Annotated in this window: 13 protein-coding genes; 3 read left to right on the top strand and 10 right to left on the bottom strand. The window is 75.0% G+C overall.

What is annotated here, in order from left to right; genetic code table 11:
* Nucleotides 1–168 precede the first annotated feature (168 nt).
* From ACFWI8_RS34835 to ACFWI8_RS34820, 4 genes are read right to left on the bottom strand one after another with little or no spacing between them, the layout of a single operon-like run.
* On the bottom strand, nucleotides 169–711 hold the full coding sequence (locus ACFWI8_RS34835) for a DUF1707 domain-containing protein (protein ID WP_387099843.1): 543 nt from the start codon (nucleotides 709–711) through the stop codon (nucleotides 169–171).
* Nucleotides 712–756: 45 nt separating this feature from the next.
* Nucleotides 757–1719 carry an MASE1 domain-containing protein gene (locus tag ACFWI8_RS34830; RefSeq protein WP_387099840.1) on the bottom strand — a complete coding sequence of 321 codons (963 nt, stop codon included), beginning with the start codon at nucleotides 1717–1719 and terminating at the stop codon, nucleotides 757–759.
* 4 nt (nucleotides 1720–1723) lie between these two features.
* Nucleotides 1724–2542, bottom strand: coding sequence for a PP2C family protein-serine/threonine phosphatase (locus tag ACFWI8_RS34825; protein WP_387099837.1), 819 nt, complete (start codon nucleotides 2540–2542; stop codon nucleotides 1724–1726).
* A gap of 41 nt (nucleotides 2543–2583) precedes the next feature.
* The gene (locus ACFWI8_RS34820; protein ID WP_387099834.1) at nucleotides 2584–3333 is read right to left on the bottom strand and encodes a cysteine hydrolase family protein; all 750 of its coding nucleotides are present in this window, start codon (nucleotides 3331–3333) and stop codon (nucleotides 2584–2586) included.
* 93 nt (nucleotides 3334–3426) lie between these two features.
* On the opposite strand from ACFWI8_RS34820, the gene ACFWI8_RS34815 reads away from it, so the two are divergent.
* Entirely contained in the window at nucleotides 3427–4053 is a 627-nt protein-coding gene (locus ACFWI8_RS34815; RefSeq protein WP_387099831.1) for a TetR/AcrR family transcriptional regulator, read from the top strand.
* A gap of 81 nt (nucleotides 4054–4134) precedes the next feature.
* On the top strand, nucleotides 4135–5085 hold the full coding sequence (locus ACFWI8_RS34810; protein ID WP_387099829.1) for a zinc-binding dehydrogenase: 951 nt from the start codon (nucleotides 4135–4137) through the stop codon (nucleotides 5083–5085).
* Between the two features lie 12 nt (nucleotides 5086–5097).
* On the opposite strand, the gene ACFWI8_RS34805 is transcribed toward ACFWI8_RS34810, so the two are convergent.
* From ACFWI8_RS34805 to ACFWI8_RS34780, 6 genes are all read right to left on the bottom strand, one after another.
* Entirely contained in the window at nucleotides 5098–6369 is a 1272-nt protein-coding gene (locus ACFWI8_RS34805; RefSeq protein WP_387099826.1) for an RNA polymerase sigma factor, read from the bottom strand.
* A 55-nt stretch (nucleotides 6370–6424) separates the two neighbouring features.
* A complete protein-coding gene (locus ACFWI8_RS34800) occupies nucleotides 6425–9262 on the bottom strand; it encodes an NHLP bacteriocin export ABC transporter permease/ATPase subunit (RefSeq protein ID WP_387099823.1) in 2838 nt (945 codons plus the stop codon).
* The gene (locus ACFWI8_RS34795; RefSeq protein WP_387099821.1) at nucleotides 9263–11563 is read right to left on the bottom strand and encodes an NHLP family bacteriocin export ABC transporter peptidase/permease/ATPase subunit; all 2301 of its coding nucleotides are present in this window, start codon (nucleotides 11561–11563) and stop codon (nucleotides 9263–9265) included.
* On the bottom strand, nucleotides 11560–12363 hold the full coding sequence (locus ACFWI8_RS34790) for an HlyD family efflux transporter periplasmic adaptor subunit (RefSeq protein WP_387099818.1): 804 nt from the start codon (nucleotides 12361–12363) through the stop codon (nucleotides 11560–11562). The genes ACFWI8_RS34795 and ACFWI8_RS34790 overlap by 4 nt, the downstream gene beginning before the upstream one ends.
* 123 nt (nucleotides 12364–12486) lie before the next feature.
* Nucleotides 12487–12738 (bottom strand): hypothetical protein, encoded by a 252-nt coding sequence (locus ACFWI8_RS34785; RefSeq protein ID WP_311597483.1) that lies wholly within the window; start codon nucleotides 12736–12738, stop codon nucleotides 12487–12489.
* A gap of 428 nt (nucleotides 12739–13166) precedes the next feature.
* Nucleotides 13167–13697, bottom strand: a complete 531-nt coding sequence (locus ACFWI8_RS34780; RefSeq protein ID WP_387099814.1) for a GNAT family N-acetyltransferase — start codon at nucleotides 13695–13697, stop codon at nucleotides 13167–13169.
* A 54-nt stretch (nucleotides 13698–13751) separates the two neighbouring features.
* Here ACFWI8_RS34780 and ACFWI8_RS34775 point away from each other — a divergent pair, with 54 nt between their 5' ends.
* A complete protein-coding gene (locus ACFWI8_RS34775; RefSeq protein WP_387099812.1) occupies nucleotides 13752–14357 on the top strand; it encodes an HAD-IA family hydrolase in 606 nt (201 codons plus the stop codon).
* Nucleotides 14358–14493 lie beyond the last annotated feature (136 nt).

Here is a 14493-nt window from a genome sequence, read left to right as displayed (position 1 = left end):
CCGCGGGGGCCCGCCGTGGTGCGCCGGCCGCGGGGGGGGGGGCGCGGGGGGGGGGCGGGCAGCCGCGTCCCCGGGGGGGGGGGGGGGGGGGGGGGCGCCCCCCCCCCCCCCACGGCGGTCACCAGGGCAGACCCGCGACCCGACCGGAACTCATCGCGGACCGCGGCGTCAACGCCGGGCGTGGCGGATCGTCAGGCGCCCGAAGCCCATGACCCCGGAGATCCGGATCGTGGGCCCGCCGGGGCGCGAGGGCCGCCGGGGCTTGTAGCGCGAGTCCTTCCACCCGGTCCGCAGCGCGTCGAGGTCGACGACCGCGTCGCGTGGCACCGTGATCCTGGCGCTGCCGGTGCCGACCTCCAACTCGATGTCGACCACCGGATGTTCGAAGACCGCCCGGGACAGGTCGAGGCGCACGCTCCCGTACGCGGACGCCACCTTGAGGGTCCGGGGCACCCGCCACTCGCCGCGCCGCGTGATCCGCCCGCCGGCCGCGGCGATCGTCGACGTGCCGGCCGGCTTCTCCGCCGGGAGCGAGGCCAGCGCCGCGACGAGCTCGTCGTGCGTGCCGGCGGTGAGCACCTGGTGGAGCAGCCCGTCCATCTCCTCGTGTGGGACGTGGCCTTCGGCGTACGCCTCCTGGAGGCGCCGGACGGCCGAGTCACGGTCGTCCTCGCCGAGCGGTGCGGACGGGTCTGCCGGCAGGGAGGTCACGGCAGCACTCTAGTGCGGTGCCGCCGAGGCAACCCACCGTGGCCCTCAGCCGGGTTCGCGCGGCGAGAGGGCGGCCACCGTGTCGGCGAGCTCCTCACACACCTGTGCGATCTGGCGCTGCGTGTTGTTCCGCTCCGTGATCAGGGCGGAGAGCAGCAGCGCCGTCAGCGCCGTGGTGCCGTTGAACGCCTGGAGGATGAACATCTGGGCGGCGAGCTGATGCCCCTCGAAGGGGCCCGTGTCGTCCGCCGCCGCGTCGATCGCGAGCACGGACACCACCAGCGCGCACGGCGCGGCGCCGGCGAGCCGGAAGCGGAACGCCGCCCAGATCAGGAAGGGCCCGACGAGGAACAGCACCTGCAGGCCGCTGCGGGTGGCGAAGACGGTCACGGCCGCCACACCGAGCAGCATCGCCCCGGCCTCCAGCCACCGGAGCACGGACGGCAGCGGTGGCCAGCGCGCCCCGCGCAGGACGAGGACGCAGGGCGCGACGATGAGCACGCCCATGGCGTCGCCGGTCCACCACACCGACCAGGCGGACCAGAAGTCCCGCGCCGCGAGGGCGTCGGAGAGCACCAGGACGCCGGTACCCACGGTCGCGCTGATCAGCATGCCGCCCAGCGCACCGAGGAACACCAGGGCGAGGGCGTCGCGCAGCCGCTCGAGATTGGTGCGGAAGCCGACGCGGCGCAGCACGAGGTAGGCGGCCAGCGGTGCCGCGGTGTTGCCCACCGAGATCCCCGCGGCGACGAGCGGGGAAGGACCTGGCCCGATGTTCACGGCGAACGCCGCGACCGCGATCGCGGGACAGACCCGTGGTCCCCAGAACAGCAGGGACGCCAGGGCGATGCCGGTTGGCGGCCACAGCGGCGTGACCTGGCCGTTCACCAGCTGCTGCAGTAGCCCGAGCCGGGCGGCGGCGTAATAGGCCCCGCCGATGACGAGGTTGAGCAGCACGAGGTCGCGGTGGTGACGGAAGCGGTGACCGCCCGACGCCGCGGTCGACATGCCGTCAGGTCCCCTCGTGGGACACGACGAGCACGGCGGCGTCGTCGCTGTGCCCCGTCAGGTCGGCGACGGCCAGGACATGGGTGGCGAGCACGTCCGGGTCGGCTCCGACCTCCGCCCTGGCCAGCCGGGCGACGCGTTCCAGGCCGCGGCCGAGGGGGAATTCCGGCCCCTCCACGACGCCGTCGGTCAGCAGGACGAAGACACCGGGCGTGGTCAGCCGCCGCCGGGTGACCGGGTACTCCTGGCCGGCGAAGATGCCGAGCGGCAGACCGCCGGCGTCCAGCAGCACCTCGGAGTGCCCGCCGGGCTGGGCCCTGATCGTGGGCACGTGCCCGGCGCGGGCGTCGGCCAGCTCGCCGGTGGCCGGGTCGTAGCGGTAGAAGGAGCAGGTGACGAAGAGGTCGGGCTCCAGCGAGACCAGCAGGTCGTTGACGCGCGCCAGGATCTCGCCCGGGTCGCTGGTGATGCCGGCGACGACGCGTAGACCGGTGCGGACCTGCCCCACGAAGGCGGCGGCGTCCACGTCGTGGCCCTGGACGTCCCCGATCACGATGCCGATCGCGCCGCCCGGCATGGGGAACGCGTCGTACCAGTCGCCGCCGACGTCGAGACCTTCGCGGGCCGGGGTGTAGCGGGCGGCGGTACGCAGCCCGGGGGCCTCCGGCAACTCGTCGGGCAGCATGGTGCGCTGCAGGGCGATGGCCAGTTCGGCCCGGGCCTGCTGGAGCTTGGTGCGCGCCAGCACCTCGCCGGCGAGCCGCGTCAGTGTGTGCAGCAGCTCCTCGGCTCCGGGATGCGGTTCGCCGCGCTGCCTGGGCATCCGCACGCTCCCTGGGCTTCCGGTCCTTCCCTTCTCCCACGCTACCGCCGAGCGTCCGCGGCGGCCTCCTGAGCGTCCTGACCAGCGGCGATCGGGGGCACGTGAGGCGTGGGCCGCGCGCCGAGCGCACGGAGGACGGCGGTCGAGTCGGTGACCCAGCCGAAGAGGCGTTCGATCAGGGTCAGGGTCGACTCGTGGTGCGCGGGGCCCTGGATCTCGGCGACGCAGTCGGAGAGGACGATCGGGCGGTAGTCGCGGAACATGGCGTCCCGGACCGTGGATTCCACGCAGACGCTGGTGGTGCAGCCGGTGACGATCAGAGTGCGGACGCCGAGGCGGCGCAGGGTCGGGTCGAGTTCGGTGTCGTGGAAGCCGCTGAAGCGGTTCTTGCCGATCACCGGGTCGGTCGGCTCGGGGGTGAGCTCGGGGAGGATCCGGGTGTTCCAGGTGTCCCTGACCAGCACCCGGCCCTCGGTGCCGTCGGGGGCGGTGACGGTGCGGCCCACGGAGGTGTGGACGAGCCGGTTCTTGCTGTCCTCGGGGCCGAGGTCGGAGAGGTCGGGCAGGTAGCCGTGCTGGAGGTACACCACCGGCAGCCCGGCGTCGCGGGCGGCGGACAGCACCCGAGTGACGGGGGCGATCGTCGCCCTGATGAGGGAGATGTCGCCGCCGCCGAGGTCGACGCCGCCGCCGGCCGCGGCGAAGTCGTTCTGCATGTCGACCACGAGCACGGCGGTGCTCGCCGGGTCGAGGGCGACCGGCTCGGGGCGGGCTTCGACGGTGTGGCTCACGGTGGCGGCTCCCAGGAAGCGGCAGAGAAGTGCACGGTGTGTGCACTTCCAGAAAGTACACATGGCGTGTAGTTCTGTGCAAGGGTGTTCCGCATGACCAGGCCCATCGACGTCCCACGCAACGCCCGCGGGCGGCGGACCCGCTCGGCGATCCTGACGGCGGCCCGCGCGCTGCTGGAGGAGAGCGGCCTGGAGGCCCTGACCATGACGGCGGTCGCCGAGCGGGTGGGCGTCTCCCGGCGCGGGATCTACCTGCACTTCGCCTCCCGCACCGAGCTGGTGACGGCGCTCTTCGACCATGTGGCGGGCGAGGAGGGGCTGCACGCGTCCGTTGACCGGGTCTGGCGCGCCCCGGACGCGCTGGCCGGGCTCGACGAGTGGGCCCGCCACCTGGCCAGGTACCACCCGCGGGTGCTGGCCGTGGACGAGGCCGTGCGGCGGGTCAGGGCGTACGACCCCGACGCCGCCCGGCACTACGCGCGCGCCGCCGCCTCGCAGCTGGCGCACTGCCGGCGGCTGGCCGAATGGCTCGCGGCCGAGCGGCGACTGGCGGAGCCGTGGACGGTGGAGACGGCGGCCGACATGATGCGGTCGCTGGTCTCCTCCGACCTGGTGTCCGCGCTGCTCGACGAACGCGGCTGGTCCCGGGAGGAGTTGGGCGACCGGCTGGCCCTGCTGCACCGGCGGACCTTCGCCCTGCCCCGGGACCTGTCCGGGTGACCGGGCCGGCCGGGCCTTGACCTCAACCACGCTTGATGTCCGAGCCTGGTCCCACCAGCACCGACACAGGGAGACGGCACGATGCGCGTGGCACAGGTGACGAGGTTCGGCGGGCCCGAGGTGATCGAGACGAGGGAACTACCGGACCCGGTTCCCGGCCCCGGCGAGGTGGTGATCAGGGTCGCCGCCGCGGACACCATCTTCGTGGAGACCCAGATCCGCGCGGGCTGGAACCCCGACTGGTGGGGCGTCGTCCCGCCGTACGTCCCCGGCGGCGCGGTGGCCGGCGTCGTCACCGCCACCGGCACGGGCGTCGAGCCGTCCTTGACCGGCCGCGCGGTCGCCGCGCACACCCACCGCGGCGGCGGCTACGCCGAGCAGGCCCTGGCCCCGGCCCAGGCCCTCATCCCGCTCCCGCCGGGCCTCGAAGCGGACACGGCCGCCGCACTGATGCACGACGGCCCGACCGCCCTCGGCCTGTTCACCGACGCCGCCGTACGGCCGGGGGAGTCGGTCCTGATCCTGCCCGCCGCCGGTGGCGCGAGCAGCCTGCTGGTCCAGTGGGCGAAGGCGGCCGGCGCCCGGGTCACGGGCGCCGCCCGTGGCAGGCGCAAGCTGGACGCCGTGCGGGACCTCGGTGCCGACGCCGTCGTCGACTACTCGGAACCCGGCTGGCTCGACGGCCTCCACGCCGACGTGATCTTCGAGGGCGTGGGCGGCGAACTCGGCGCGAGCGCCCTGCGGGCCGCCGCCGACGGCGCCCGGGTGGCCGCGTACGGGGCGCCGAGCGGCGGGTTCTCCGTACACGACCCGGCGGATCTCGAGCGCCGCGGCATCCGGCTCACCGGCATCGAACAGGTGCAGTTCACCCCGGAGAAGCTCAGGGAGCTGACCGCCAGGGCCCTGGACGAGGCGGCCGCGGGCCGGATCCGCCCGCTGATCGCCCGCCGCCTCCCGCTGGAGCGGGCCGCCGAGGCGCACGCGGCGATCGAGGCGCGGAGCGTCGTGGGCAAGACCCTGCTGGTGCCCTGAGCCTGGGCGGACCTAGCCGGTGGGCGCGCCGTCCGGGAGCAGCTCCGACAGGGACGGCGGGTCCGTCCCGGGCTCCGACTCCGGCTCCCGTTCGCGCTCGGGGAGCGCGGGGGAGGGGACCTCGGTCGGGGTCGGCAGCAGGTCGGGGACCGTGACGTCCGCCGTGGGGGAGGGCGGGCAGTCCGGGTGGGAGAGCAGCGTGGGGGCGGTGCTCCCGATGAGGCAGAGGAGGCCGGTGAGGCCGGTGGGCTCCGCACTGGGGGAGGTCGGGGACGGCGCGGGGGTGGCGGAGGGGCCGGGAGCGGCCGGCGCGGGGTCCGTCGGCGGGGCGGTGGGGGACGGGGGTGCGGGCTCGGGCTCCGCGGTCGGTTCCGGGGCGGCGACGGGGGGCCGGCGGTCGTCGGGGCCGGCGGGCGCCTCGTCGCCCACGGCGGGGACCGCGGGGCCGACGACCAGGGCGAAGGTGGCGGCGATCGCCACCTTGCCGGCCGCGCCCCCGGCCGACCAGGCCGGCAGCGCGGACCAGGGCGCCACCCGCGCCACCAGGCCGGCCGCGGCGACCGGCAGCAGGCCGCGGAGCGCCGCGTTGACGTCCACCAGCTCCAGGTAGGCGGCCCGGCAGCGGTCGCAGGCGTCCAGGTGCTGCCGCAGCCCGCGCGCCGCGGCCGAGCCGCGGATGAACGAGCCGAGCTTGCGGGAGTACCTGCGGCACTCCCGCTGGTCGGTGAGCGCGTCGCTGACGTGCGCCTGGAGATAGGCCTGCCGCAGCCCCTCGCGGGCCCGGAAGGCCAGCACGGCCGTGGCGTTCTTGGTGAGCCCCAGGTCGCGGCCGACCTCGGCCAGCGGCTGCCCCTCGACGGCGGTGCGCCACAGCACCTCGCGCCAGCGTTCCGGCAGGGTGGCGAACGCCTCGGCCAGCATGACCCGTTCGGCCCGGTGCAGCGCCTGCGACTCGGCCGAGGGCAGCGGCGAGGGGAGGTCGGAGGGGAGCGGGGCGGGGGCGCGGCGGCCCGCGGCCATCCGTCGCACCATGGCCAGCAGGTAGCCGCGCACCGACGAGCGGGGCCCGCCACCCTCGCGCACCGCCTGGAGGGTGCGGGCGAACGCCTCGCCGGTCACGTCGTCGGCCGCCTGCGGGGTGAGTCCGGCGCCCCGCGCGTGCAGCCGGACCGGGCCCGCGTGCCGGCGGTACAGCTCGGCGAAGGCGGCGCTGTCACCGCCGCGCGCCCGGGTGAGGAGAACGGTGTCGTCGGCCGCGTCGTGCGGCCGGTGCTGGTCTGACATGGTGCTCCCCTGTCCCGTTTCCGCCGTCTCACTCGTCACAGTCACCACGGCCGGCTCAGCCGACCTGGCGGCGCGCCAACTCGTGGAAGAGCCCCGTCGGGTCGGCCAACAGCTCGGCGGGCGGGCCCTGTTGGACGATCCGGCCCTCCGACATGACGATCACCCGGTCCGCGTCCATGACGGTGGAGAGCCGGTGGGCGATCACGATCCGGGTGGCGCGCAGCGCCCTGGTGGCCGCGATCACCGCGCGCTGCGCCTCGTTGTCCAGCGCGCTGGTGGCCTCGTCGAAGAAGAGGATCCGCGGCCTGCGGACCAGGGCCTGGGCGATCATCAGGCGCTGCCGCTGGCCGCCGGAGACGGTGCCGCCGCCGTCCGAGAGCATGGTGTGCATGCCCATCGGCATGGCCTTGATGTCCTCGGCGAGGCCGGCGAGCGCGGCCGCCTCCCACGCCTCCTCCAGCGTGTGCGAGCCGGTGCCGCGGATGCAGTCCAGGATGGAGCCGGTGAGCGGCTGGGCGTTCTGCAGCACCACCCCGCACTGCCGGCGCACCGCCGCCCGGTCGAGGGCCGCGAGCTCCTGGCCGTCGTAGCGGACGCTGCCGGTCAGCGGCTGGTCGAAGCCGATGAGCAGCCGCAGCAGCGTGGACTTGCCGCAGCCGCTCGGGCCGACGATCGCCACGAACTCGCCTGGCCGCGCCTCGAAGCTGACGTCGTCGAGGACCAACGGGGCGCCCTCGGCGTAGCGGTACGAGACGCCACGGGCCTCGATCCGGCCGCCGAGGGTGGCCGGGCGGGTGCTGGCGCCGGTCACCTCGGGGAGCTCGCGGAGGATCGGCCTGACCTTCTCGAACATCGGGAGCACGGCGGCGGCCGACAGCAGCGCGCCGGTCAGCTGGGTGACCGACGACAGCAGCATGGTGACGGCCGTGTGGAAGGTGAGGAACTCGGCGGCCGACATGGAGCCGCGCGCCGGGCCCGCCAGCAGCATGAACATGGTGAGCGTGCTCAGCGGCAGACAGAGGGCGTTGAGCACCGTGATGGCGTTGGCGATCCGGCCCGCGCGCTGCTGGAGGTCCCTGGTGCGGGCGAACTCCCGTGCCCAGGCGGCGTAGGCGAAGCTCTCGGCGGCGGCCACGCGCAGCTTGGGGAGGGCGCGCAGGGTCTGGAACGCCTGGTTGTTGAGCCGGTTGCCGATGGTGATCAGCCGCCGCTGGTACCGGAGTTGCCACAGCCCCAGGACGAGGAACACGGCCGCGACCGTGAGCAGCATGGCGAGCGCGGCCAGCGCCAGCGGCACGCTGTAGACCAGCAGCAGCACCAGGTTGGCCGCGCCCACGGTGGTCGCCTGGAGGCAGACCGAGCCGATCCCGGACAGCACCCGGCGGATGGCGCTGATGCCCATGGCGGCGCTGGCCAGCTCGCCGGTGGAGCGGCCGGCGAAGAAGGTGGCGGGCAGCCGCAGCAGCCGGTCCCAGACGGCGGGTTGCAGGGTGGCCTCGACCCGGCCCTCCAGACGGAGGATGGCGGTGTTCTGCAGCAGCATGAAGACGGCCGAGACCACGCTGAGCGCGGTGATCGCCACGCCGGCCTGCACGATGAGGCCGGTCTCGCCCTGTGGCACGTACGCGCCGAGTACCCGGCCGGTCGCGATGGGCACCAGGGCCCCGAGGCCGGCGGCGACCAGCCCGCCGACCGCCAGGCTCCGCAGCTCGCCGCGGGTGCCGCGCAGGCTGAACCGCACCAGACCGAGCAGTCCGAGCGGCCGGTCGGGCAGCGGGCGGTAGAACATCACGGCGTGCGAGTCGAGTTCGGCCGCCGCCGCCCGGTCGACGGGCTCCCGGTCGCCGGTCTCGGGATCGACGACGGCGTAGCGGCCGCGGCGCCACAGCAGGGCGACCGGCGCCCCGTCCCCGGCGCGCCGGCCCACCAGCGGCCCGCTGTCCTCCCGCCACCAGGCACCGGACAGCCTGACCTGCCGGGTGCGGACCCGGGAGGCGACGGCGATCGCCTCCACCGGGTCGGCGTCCTCCTCCGCGGCGGCCCCCACCCCCGGCCTGCTGGTGAGGGTGACGCCGGCCTCGGCCGCGACCAGGCGGCAGGCGGCGAGCGTCGCGTCGGCGTGCCGGTGCCCGGTGCCCCGGTCGCGGCCGATGGCGGCCAGCAGCGTCTGGTTCGCCTCGGTGCGGGCGGCCTCGCCGGCCTCGATGCCGGCGGCCGTCCGGTCCTCGTGGGCGCGTTCGAGTTCGCTGATCCAGCCGTCCAGGACGTTCAGCAGCCGGCGCTGCTGGTCGACCATCCCCTGCCAGACGCCCGGGTCGATGAGCAGCGCGCCGGCCGCGGCCATGTCGTAGGCGGCGCCGTACTGGACGCTGCCGGGCGGGATCGACGGCCACAGCACGTCATCCTCCGAGCCGCCGAGCGGCGCCTGGTAGAGCACCCGCAGGCCACGGCCCACACCCTGCGCGAAGGCCTCCTCCAGCGGGCTCGGCCAGCCGCCGCCCGCGTGGTAGGCCGCCTCGTACCCCGCCTGGTGCAGCTCGCGCAGCTCGACGCGGTGCAGCCGGCAGCCGGGCAGCGCCCTGGCGATCAGGGTGTGGGAGGGGCCCGGCGCCGGGCCGAGCAGCAGCGTGCCGGCGGGCAGCCGGCCGAGGAAGTGGCGCGGGCCCCGCTGGGCGGCGTCGACCGCGAACAGGTCGAGGGCGCCGTCCGCCACCAGCCACAGCACCAGCGGCCCTTCGAGGGACAGGTCGCCGCCCGTGCCGGCGTGCTGGACCTGGGTGCCGAGCGCGCCGACGGCGGCCAGCACCGGGTCGGGCCCGGGCGCCGCGCCCGGTTGGACAACCGGGTGGCCGCCGGTGCCGGAGGCGTCGGGAACGGGATGCGGGGCCGTCACTCAGCGCTCCCTGACCAGCGCGGCGTACGCGCCGCCGTTGGCGAGCAGCCGCTCGTGCCGGCCACGCTCGACCACCGTGCCGCGGTGCAGCACCAGGATCTCGTCGCTGTCCCGCACCGTGCTCAGCCGGTGGGCGATGACGACGCAGGCGCAGCCGCGGCGCCGCAGGTTGTCGATGATGGTCTGTTCGGTGACCGCGTCCAGCGCGCTGGTCACCTCGTCGAGCACCAGCACGCTGGGGCGGCGCACCAGCGCCCTGGCCAGTTCGAGGCGCTGCCGCTGGCCGCCGGAGAAGTTCTGGCCGTCCTGCTCGACGCGGCTGTGGATGCCGCCCGGCCGGCGGGCCACCACGTCGTCGTAGACGGCGGCGTCCCGCAGCGCCTCGATGACGGCGTCATCGGGGATGGACGGGTCCCACAGCGCGACGTTGTCGCGGACGGTGCCGGCGAACAGGAACACGTCCTGGTCGACGAAGGAGACGGAGGCGGCGAGCGCGCCGCGCGGGATCTCGCCGAGCGGCGTGCCGTCGACGCGGATGACGCCGCTCCACGGGGTGTAGAGGCCGGCCAGCAGCCGGGAGACGGTGGACTTGCCGCTGCCCGAGCCGCCCACCAGCGCGACCTGCTGCCCGGGGCGCACCGTGAGCGAGAAGTCCTTCAGCAGCGGCGGGTCGAGCGGGCTGTAGCCGAAGGTCACCCGGTCCAGCTCGACGAGCCCGGTGAGGCGGCGGGTGCTCGGCGCGGGCTCGCGCCGAGCGTAGACGGGGTCCACCGGGAAGTTCTCGACGTCCTTCAGCCGCGCCACGTCGGCGGCGAAGTCCTGAAGCCGGCCCGCCACGCCGTTGAGCCGGGTGATGGGCGCGGTGAAGCTGGTGACCAGGGCCTGGAAGGCGACGAGCAGACCGACCGTCAGGTGCCCCTCCACGGCCCGCAGCCCGCCGACGGTGAGGATCAGCGCGCTGTTGAGCGCGGCCAGCGTCGGCGCGACGACGGCCAGCCAGGCGCTGGGCACGCCGAGCCGCTGCTGCACCTCCAGGGTGGCGGCGTGCTGGCCGGCCCAGCGGCGGAAGAAGCCGTCCTCGCCGCCGGTGGCCTTCAGCGTCTCGATGAGGGTGAGGCCGCTGTAGGAGGTGTTGGTCAGCCGGGCGCTGTCCGCCCGCAGCCGCTGGGTGCCGGTGGACCGCAGCCCGATCACGATCCGCATGGCGACGATGTTCAGCAGCGCCACCAGCACGCCGAGGACGGCGAGATTGGGGTCGTAGCTCCACAACAGCACCGCGTAGAGCAGCACCACCACGGCGTCCACGCCGGCGGCGGCCAGGTCGCGGGCGAGGACGTCAGAGACCGTGTCGTTGGACTCCAGGCGCTGCACCAGGTCGGCCGCGTTGCGCTGGGCGTAGAAGCTGACGGGCAGCCGCAGCAGGTGGCGCAGGAAGCGGGCGCTGCCCAGGGTCGCGGAGATGACGCGGCCCCGCAGCAGGTTGGCCTGCTGGACGGCGGTGAGCGTGGCGGTGACCGCCAGGGTGGTGGCCATCGCCGCGAACAGCACGCCGAGTTGCGAGGTCTGCTCGCCGATCAGGAACAGGTCGACGTAGGTGCGGCTGAGCGCCGGCACGGTGGCGCCGGCGACCACCAGCAGCAGGCTCGCCAGGACGATGGCGAGCATCGTTCCCGACATGCCGCGCAGCCGGCCGGGCATGGCCCGCAGGATGCCGGGCTTGCGGCCGCCGCGGCGGAAGTCGTCGCCCGGTTCGAGGACGAGCACGACGCCGGTGAAGCTGGTGTCGAACTCGTCGATCGGCACGAACCGGCGGCCCTTGGCGGGGTCGTTGATCCAGGCGCCGCGGCGGCCGAACCGGCGGCCCATGCCGTCCAGGACGACGTAGTGGTTGAACTCCCAGAACAGGATGGCCGGCGGCCTGACCTCGGCCAGCGCGGCCAGGTCCATCTGCATGCCCTTGGCGGTGAGGCCGTGCCGGCGGGCCGCCTTCAGCAGGTTGCTGGCGCGCGAGCCGTCCCGGGAGACGCCGCAGGCGATGCGCAGCTCCTCGAGCGGCACATGGCGGCCGAAGTGGCCGAGCACCATGGCCAGCGCGGCGGCGCCGCACTCCACCGCCTCCATCTGCAGCACCGTGGGGGTGCGGACGGACCGCGCGGCGCGGAGCCGCGGGGTGCGGCGCGGGGCGCGGCGGGGCGCGCGCCGCCGGCGCCGGTCGGCCCTGGCACCGGACGCCGCGGGGCCGTGCCGGCGGCGGTCGCCGACGGGCTGGAGCCGGGGGGAGGTGTCCTGGGTGGCGGTCACGGAAGCAGCCAATCGACGGGGCGTTGCTCGGAGAGGCGGATGGTGCCGGTGACGGGCGTCCTGGAGCCGAGGGCGAACGGCGGCCCGTCGGCGGACGACCACCGGTAGCCGGACTCGGTGTCGCCAGCGGTTTCGAGCTCCACGATCACCGGCACCGGGTTGCCCTGCTCGGCGAAGGAGGCCGCCAGTTGGGCGTCGCCGAGGTAGCCGGCGAGCTGTTCCGGGGTCTGCGCGCTGCCCACCGCCTGGACGCGGCCGCGCAGTACGCCGAACCGCTCCCGGGGGGCGGACTGGACGTCCAGGTCGACGCGGGCGCCGACGGGGACGGCGGAGGCGCTGTCACCCGACAGGTAGAGGACGGCGATCAGCGGCTGGTCCCCCTGCGGCTCGTGCTCCAGGGTGGCGACCTCGTCGCCCGCGGTCAGGACCGCGCCCTCCCGGGCGATCAGCGTGGTGACCCGGCCGCCGGCCACCGCGGCCACCTCCTGGTCGCCCTCGTCGGTCGCGACCAACAGCAGCGGTGCCCCGGGGGCGAGCGAGTCACCCTCGCCGGCGAGGAGTCGGGTGACCTGACCGGTCACCGGGCTCTCCAGCACATACCCGCCCTCCGGGCCGCTGAGGACGCCGGGGGCGCTCTGGCTGGCGGAGACCGAGCCGGTGAGGGCCCAGTAGGCGGCGGCCACCATCACGAGGAAGGTGACGGCGAGGACGAGCCGGCCCTGCGGGCGGGCGAGGCGCACCGGCAGGTCGAGTTCCTCCGGCGACTGCAGTTTGGAGAGGGCTTTCTGGCGAAACTGCACGAGCCATTCCTTCAGCTGCCCCGGGGATGACTGACCCGCGGATATCCGTGGAGAACCATGGATATCCGCGGGTTCAGTCGTGAACCCCGGAAGTGTGGGGTCCGGGGTTCACGATGTGCGTGCTCAGATGCCGGCGAGACCGGTGACGGCACCGGTGTTCGCGTTCACGCCGGTGATGCCGGAGACCTGGCCGGTCACCTGGCCGGCGACACCCTGGACGAAGCCGACGGTCTCCAGGGAGCCCACGGCGCTGGTCACGTCGCTGGTCAGGGCACCCACCAGGCCACCGGAGACGGAGACGAGGCCCGCCACACCGCCGGCGACGGCGTCCAGCTCGGTGTCGGCGATCTCACGGGTCTCAAGGTCGTTACGCAAGGCGCGTTTCCCTTCACTCATAATCACTTGGAATGCGCGGCGAGATAAGACAGCCACCCGTGTCGCCCACGGGCGACGGGCAATATGTCGGCCGCCGTGCTGCCGACTGCCGCCAGCGCGAGGATGTAAACACGGCGCGCGCCGTCCGGGCCAGCGCTGGGCCCCGGGGCCGGGCGTGGGGGCGGGGTGGACGGTCGCGAACGTGCGACATCCTCCGCCAAGTAGTTGTGGGATTTTCGCGTAATCGGACTGCGTGGCGCCTCGGTGTCGTGGGGGCGCCGGACTCTATGGACGCCTAAGCGACCCGATTGGTGCCATGTCCGACATGATGCGAATTCCGGTCGGATGCCGTCCACTTGTGCCCGAGGCGTGAAGATGCGCCGAAGGGTGTTTGGGGACCGGGCAGAACGGTCCCGGCCGGTGCCCGGCTAGCCGACCGAACCGACCGGTCCAGCCGTGGGGAACCGGAGCCGCCAGCGGACCTCGCCGTCCGACCACTCGTCGGTGGCCACCAGGCCGGCCGCCGCGGCCACCGCGGCGGAGGCGCCGTGCGCGGGATGGACGTGCGCCACCACCTCGCGCACCGCGCGGCCTTCCAGCCACCCCACCAGCGCCCGCGCCGCCTCCGTTGCGATGCCGCGGCCCTGCCAGGGCCTGCCCACCACCCACGCGACCTCGGCCGCCGGGCCCGTGACCGTCGCCTGCACATAGCCGGCCGCCCGGCCCTCCGCCCTGGCCCTGATGACCCAGTTGAGCCAGCCGACCCCCGGCTCCGGCGACCCCGCCACCAGCCGCGCGTAGCGGGCCCGTAACGCCACGGCGTCCAACGGCTCACCGCCGGTGAACGCGTACAGCGCCGGGTCGGCCAGCACGGCGGCCATCTCCTCGGCGTGCCCCACCCGCAGCGGTTCGAGGTCGAGCCGGGCGGTGACGAGGACTTGGGGCGTAACGGTGTCCATGCCACGATTCTCCCCGGGACCGGACGCCGTCCACCGTGAAGGGAGCCGCCGGCCATGACCGTTCCGCCGTTCGAAGCCGTGTTGTGCGACATCGACGGGGTGCTGCGGCACTGGCCGTCGCTCGACGCGATCGAGCGGGCCAACGGCCTCCCGGTCGGCGCCGTCGCGGCGGTGGCGCTGACCGGTCCGCTGGTCGAGGCGGCGATCACCGGCCGCACCACCGACGAGCAGTGGCGGGCGGCCGTCGTCGCCGAACTGGCCGCCGCCCACGGCTCCCCGGAGCGCGCCGCGGCGGCCGTCGCGGCCTGGTCCGCGGTGCTGCCGCGGGTCGACGACGAGGTGGTGGCGCTGCTGACCGGGCTGCGCGGGGTGATCCCGGTGGCGCTGGTGTCCAACGCGACGACCCGCCTGGAGGCCGACCTGGCCAGGCTCGGCCTCGCCGGGGTCGCCGACGCGATCGTCAACACCAGCGCCCTCGGCTTCGCCAAGCCGGACCCGCGCGTCTACGCGGCGGCCGCCGAACGGGTGGGCGTGCCGGCCGCGCGCTGCCTCTTCGTGGACGACACCGAGGCCAACGTCGTCGCCGCGCGCGAGGCCGGCATGACCGGCCTCCACTTCCGCACAGCGGCCGACCTCCGCACGGCGTTGCGCCGCGCCTGACCGGCGCGGCGGGGGTTTCCCCCACCCGCCCGCCCTTTTTCGCGCTCCGCGCGGGGGTGGCGGCCGCGCCGCGCTCCGCGCGTGCGGGCCTGCGGCCCGGTAGCCGCGTCGCCGACATGTGGGCGCGAACCCGTGC

It is taken from the genome of Streptomyces sp. NPDC127098 (genome assembly GCF_042722465.1).
GTDB lineage: Bacteria > Actinomycetota > Actinomycetes > Streptomycetales > Streptomycetaceae > Streptomyces > Streptomyces millisiae.
The sequence above is the reverse complement of the archived record's forward strand: the minus strand, read 5'-3'. Positions and strand labels throughout refer to the sequence as shown.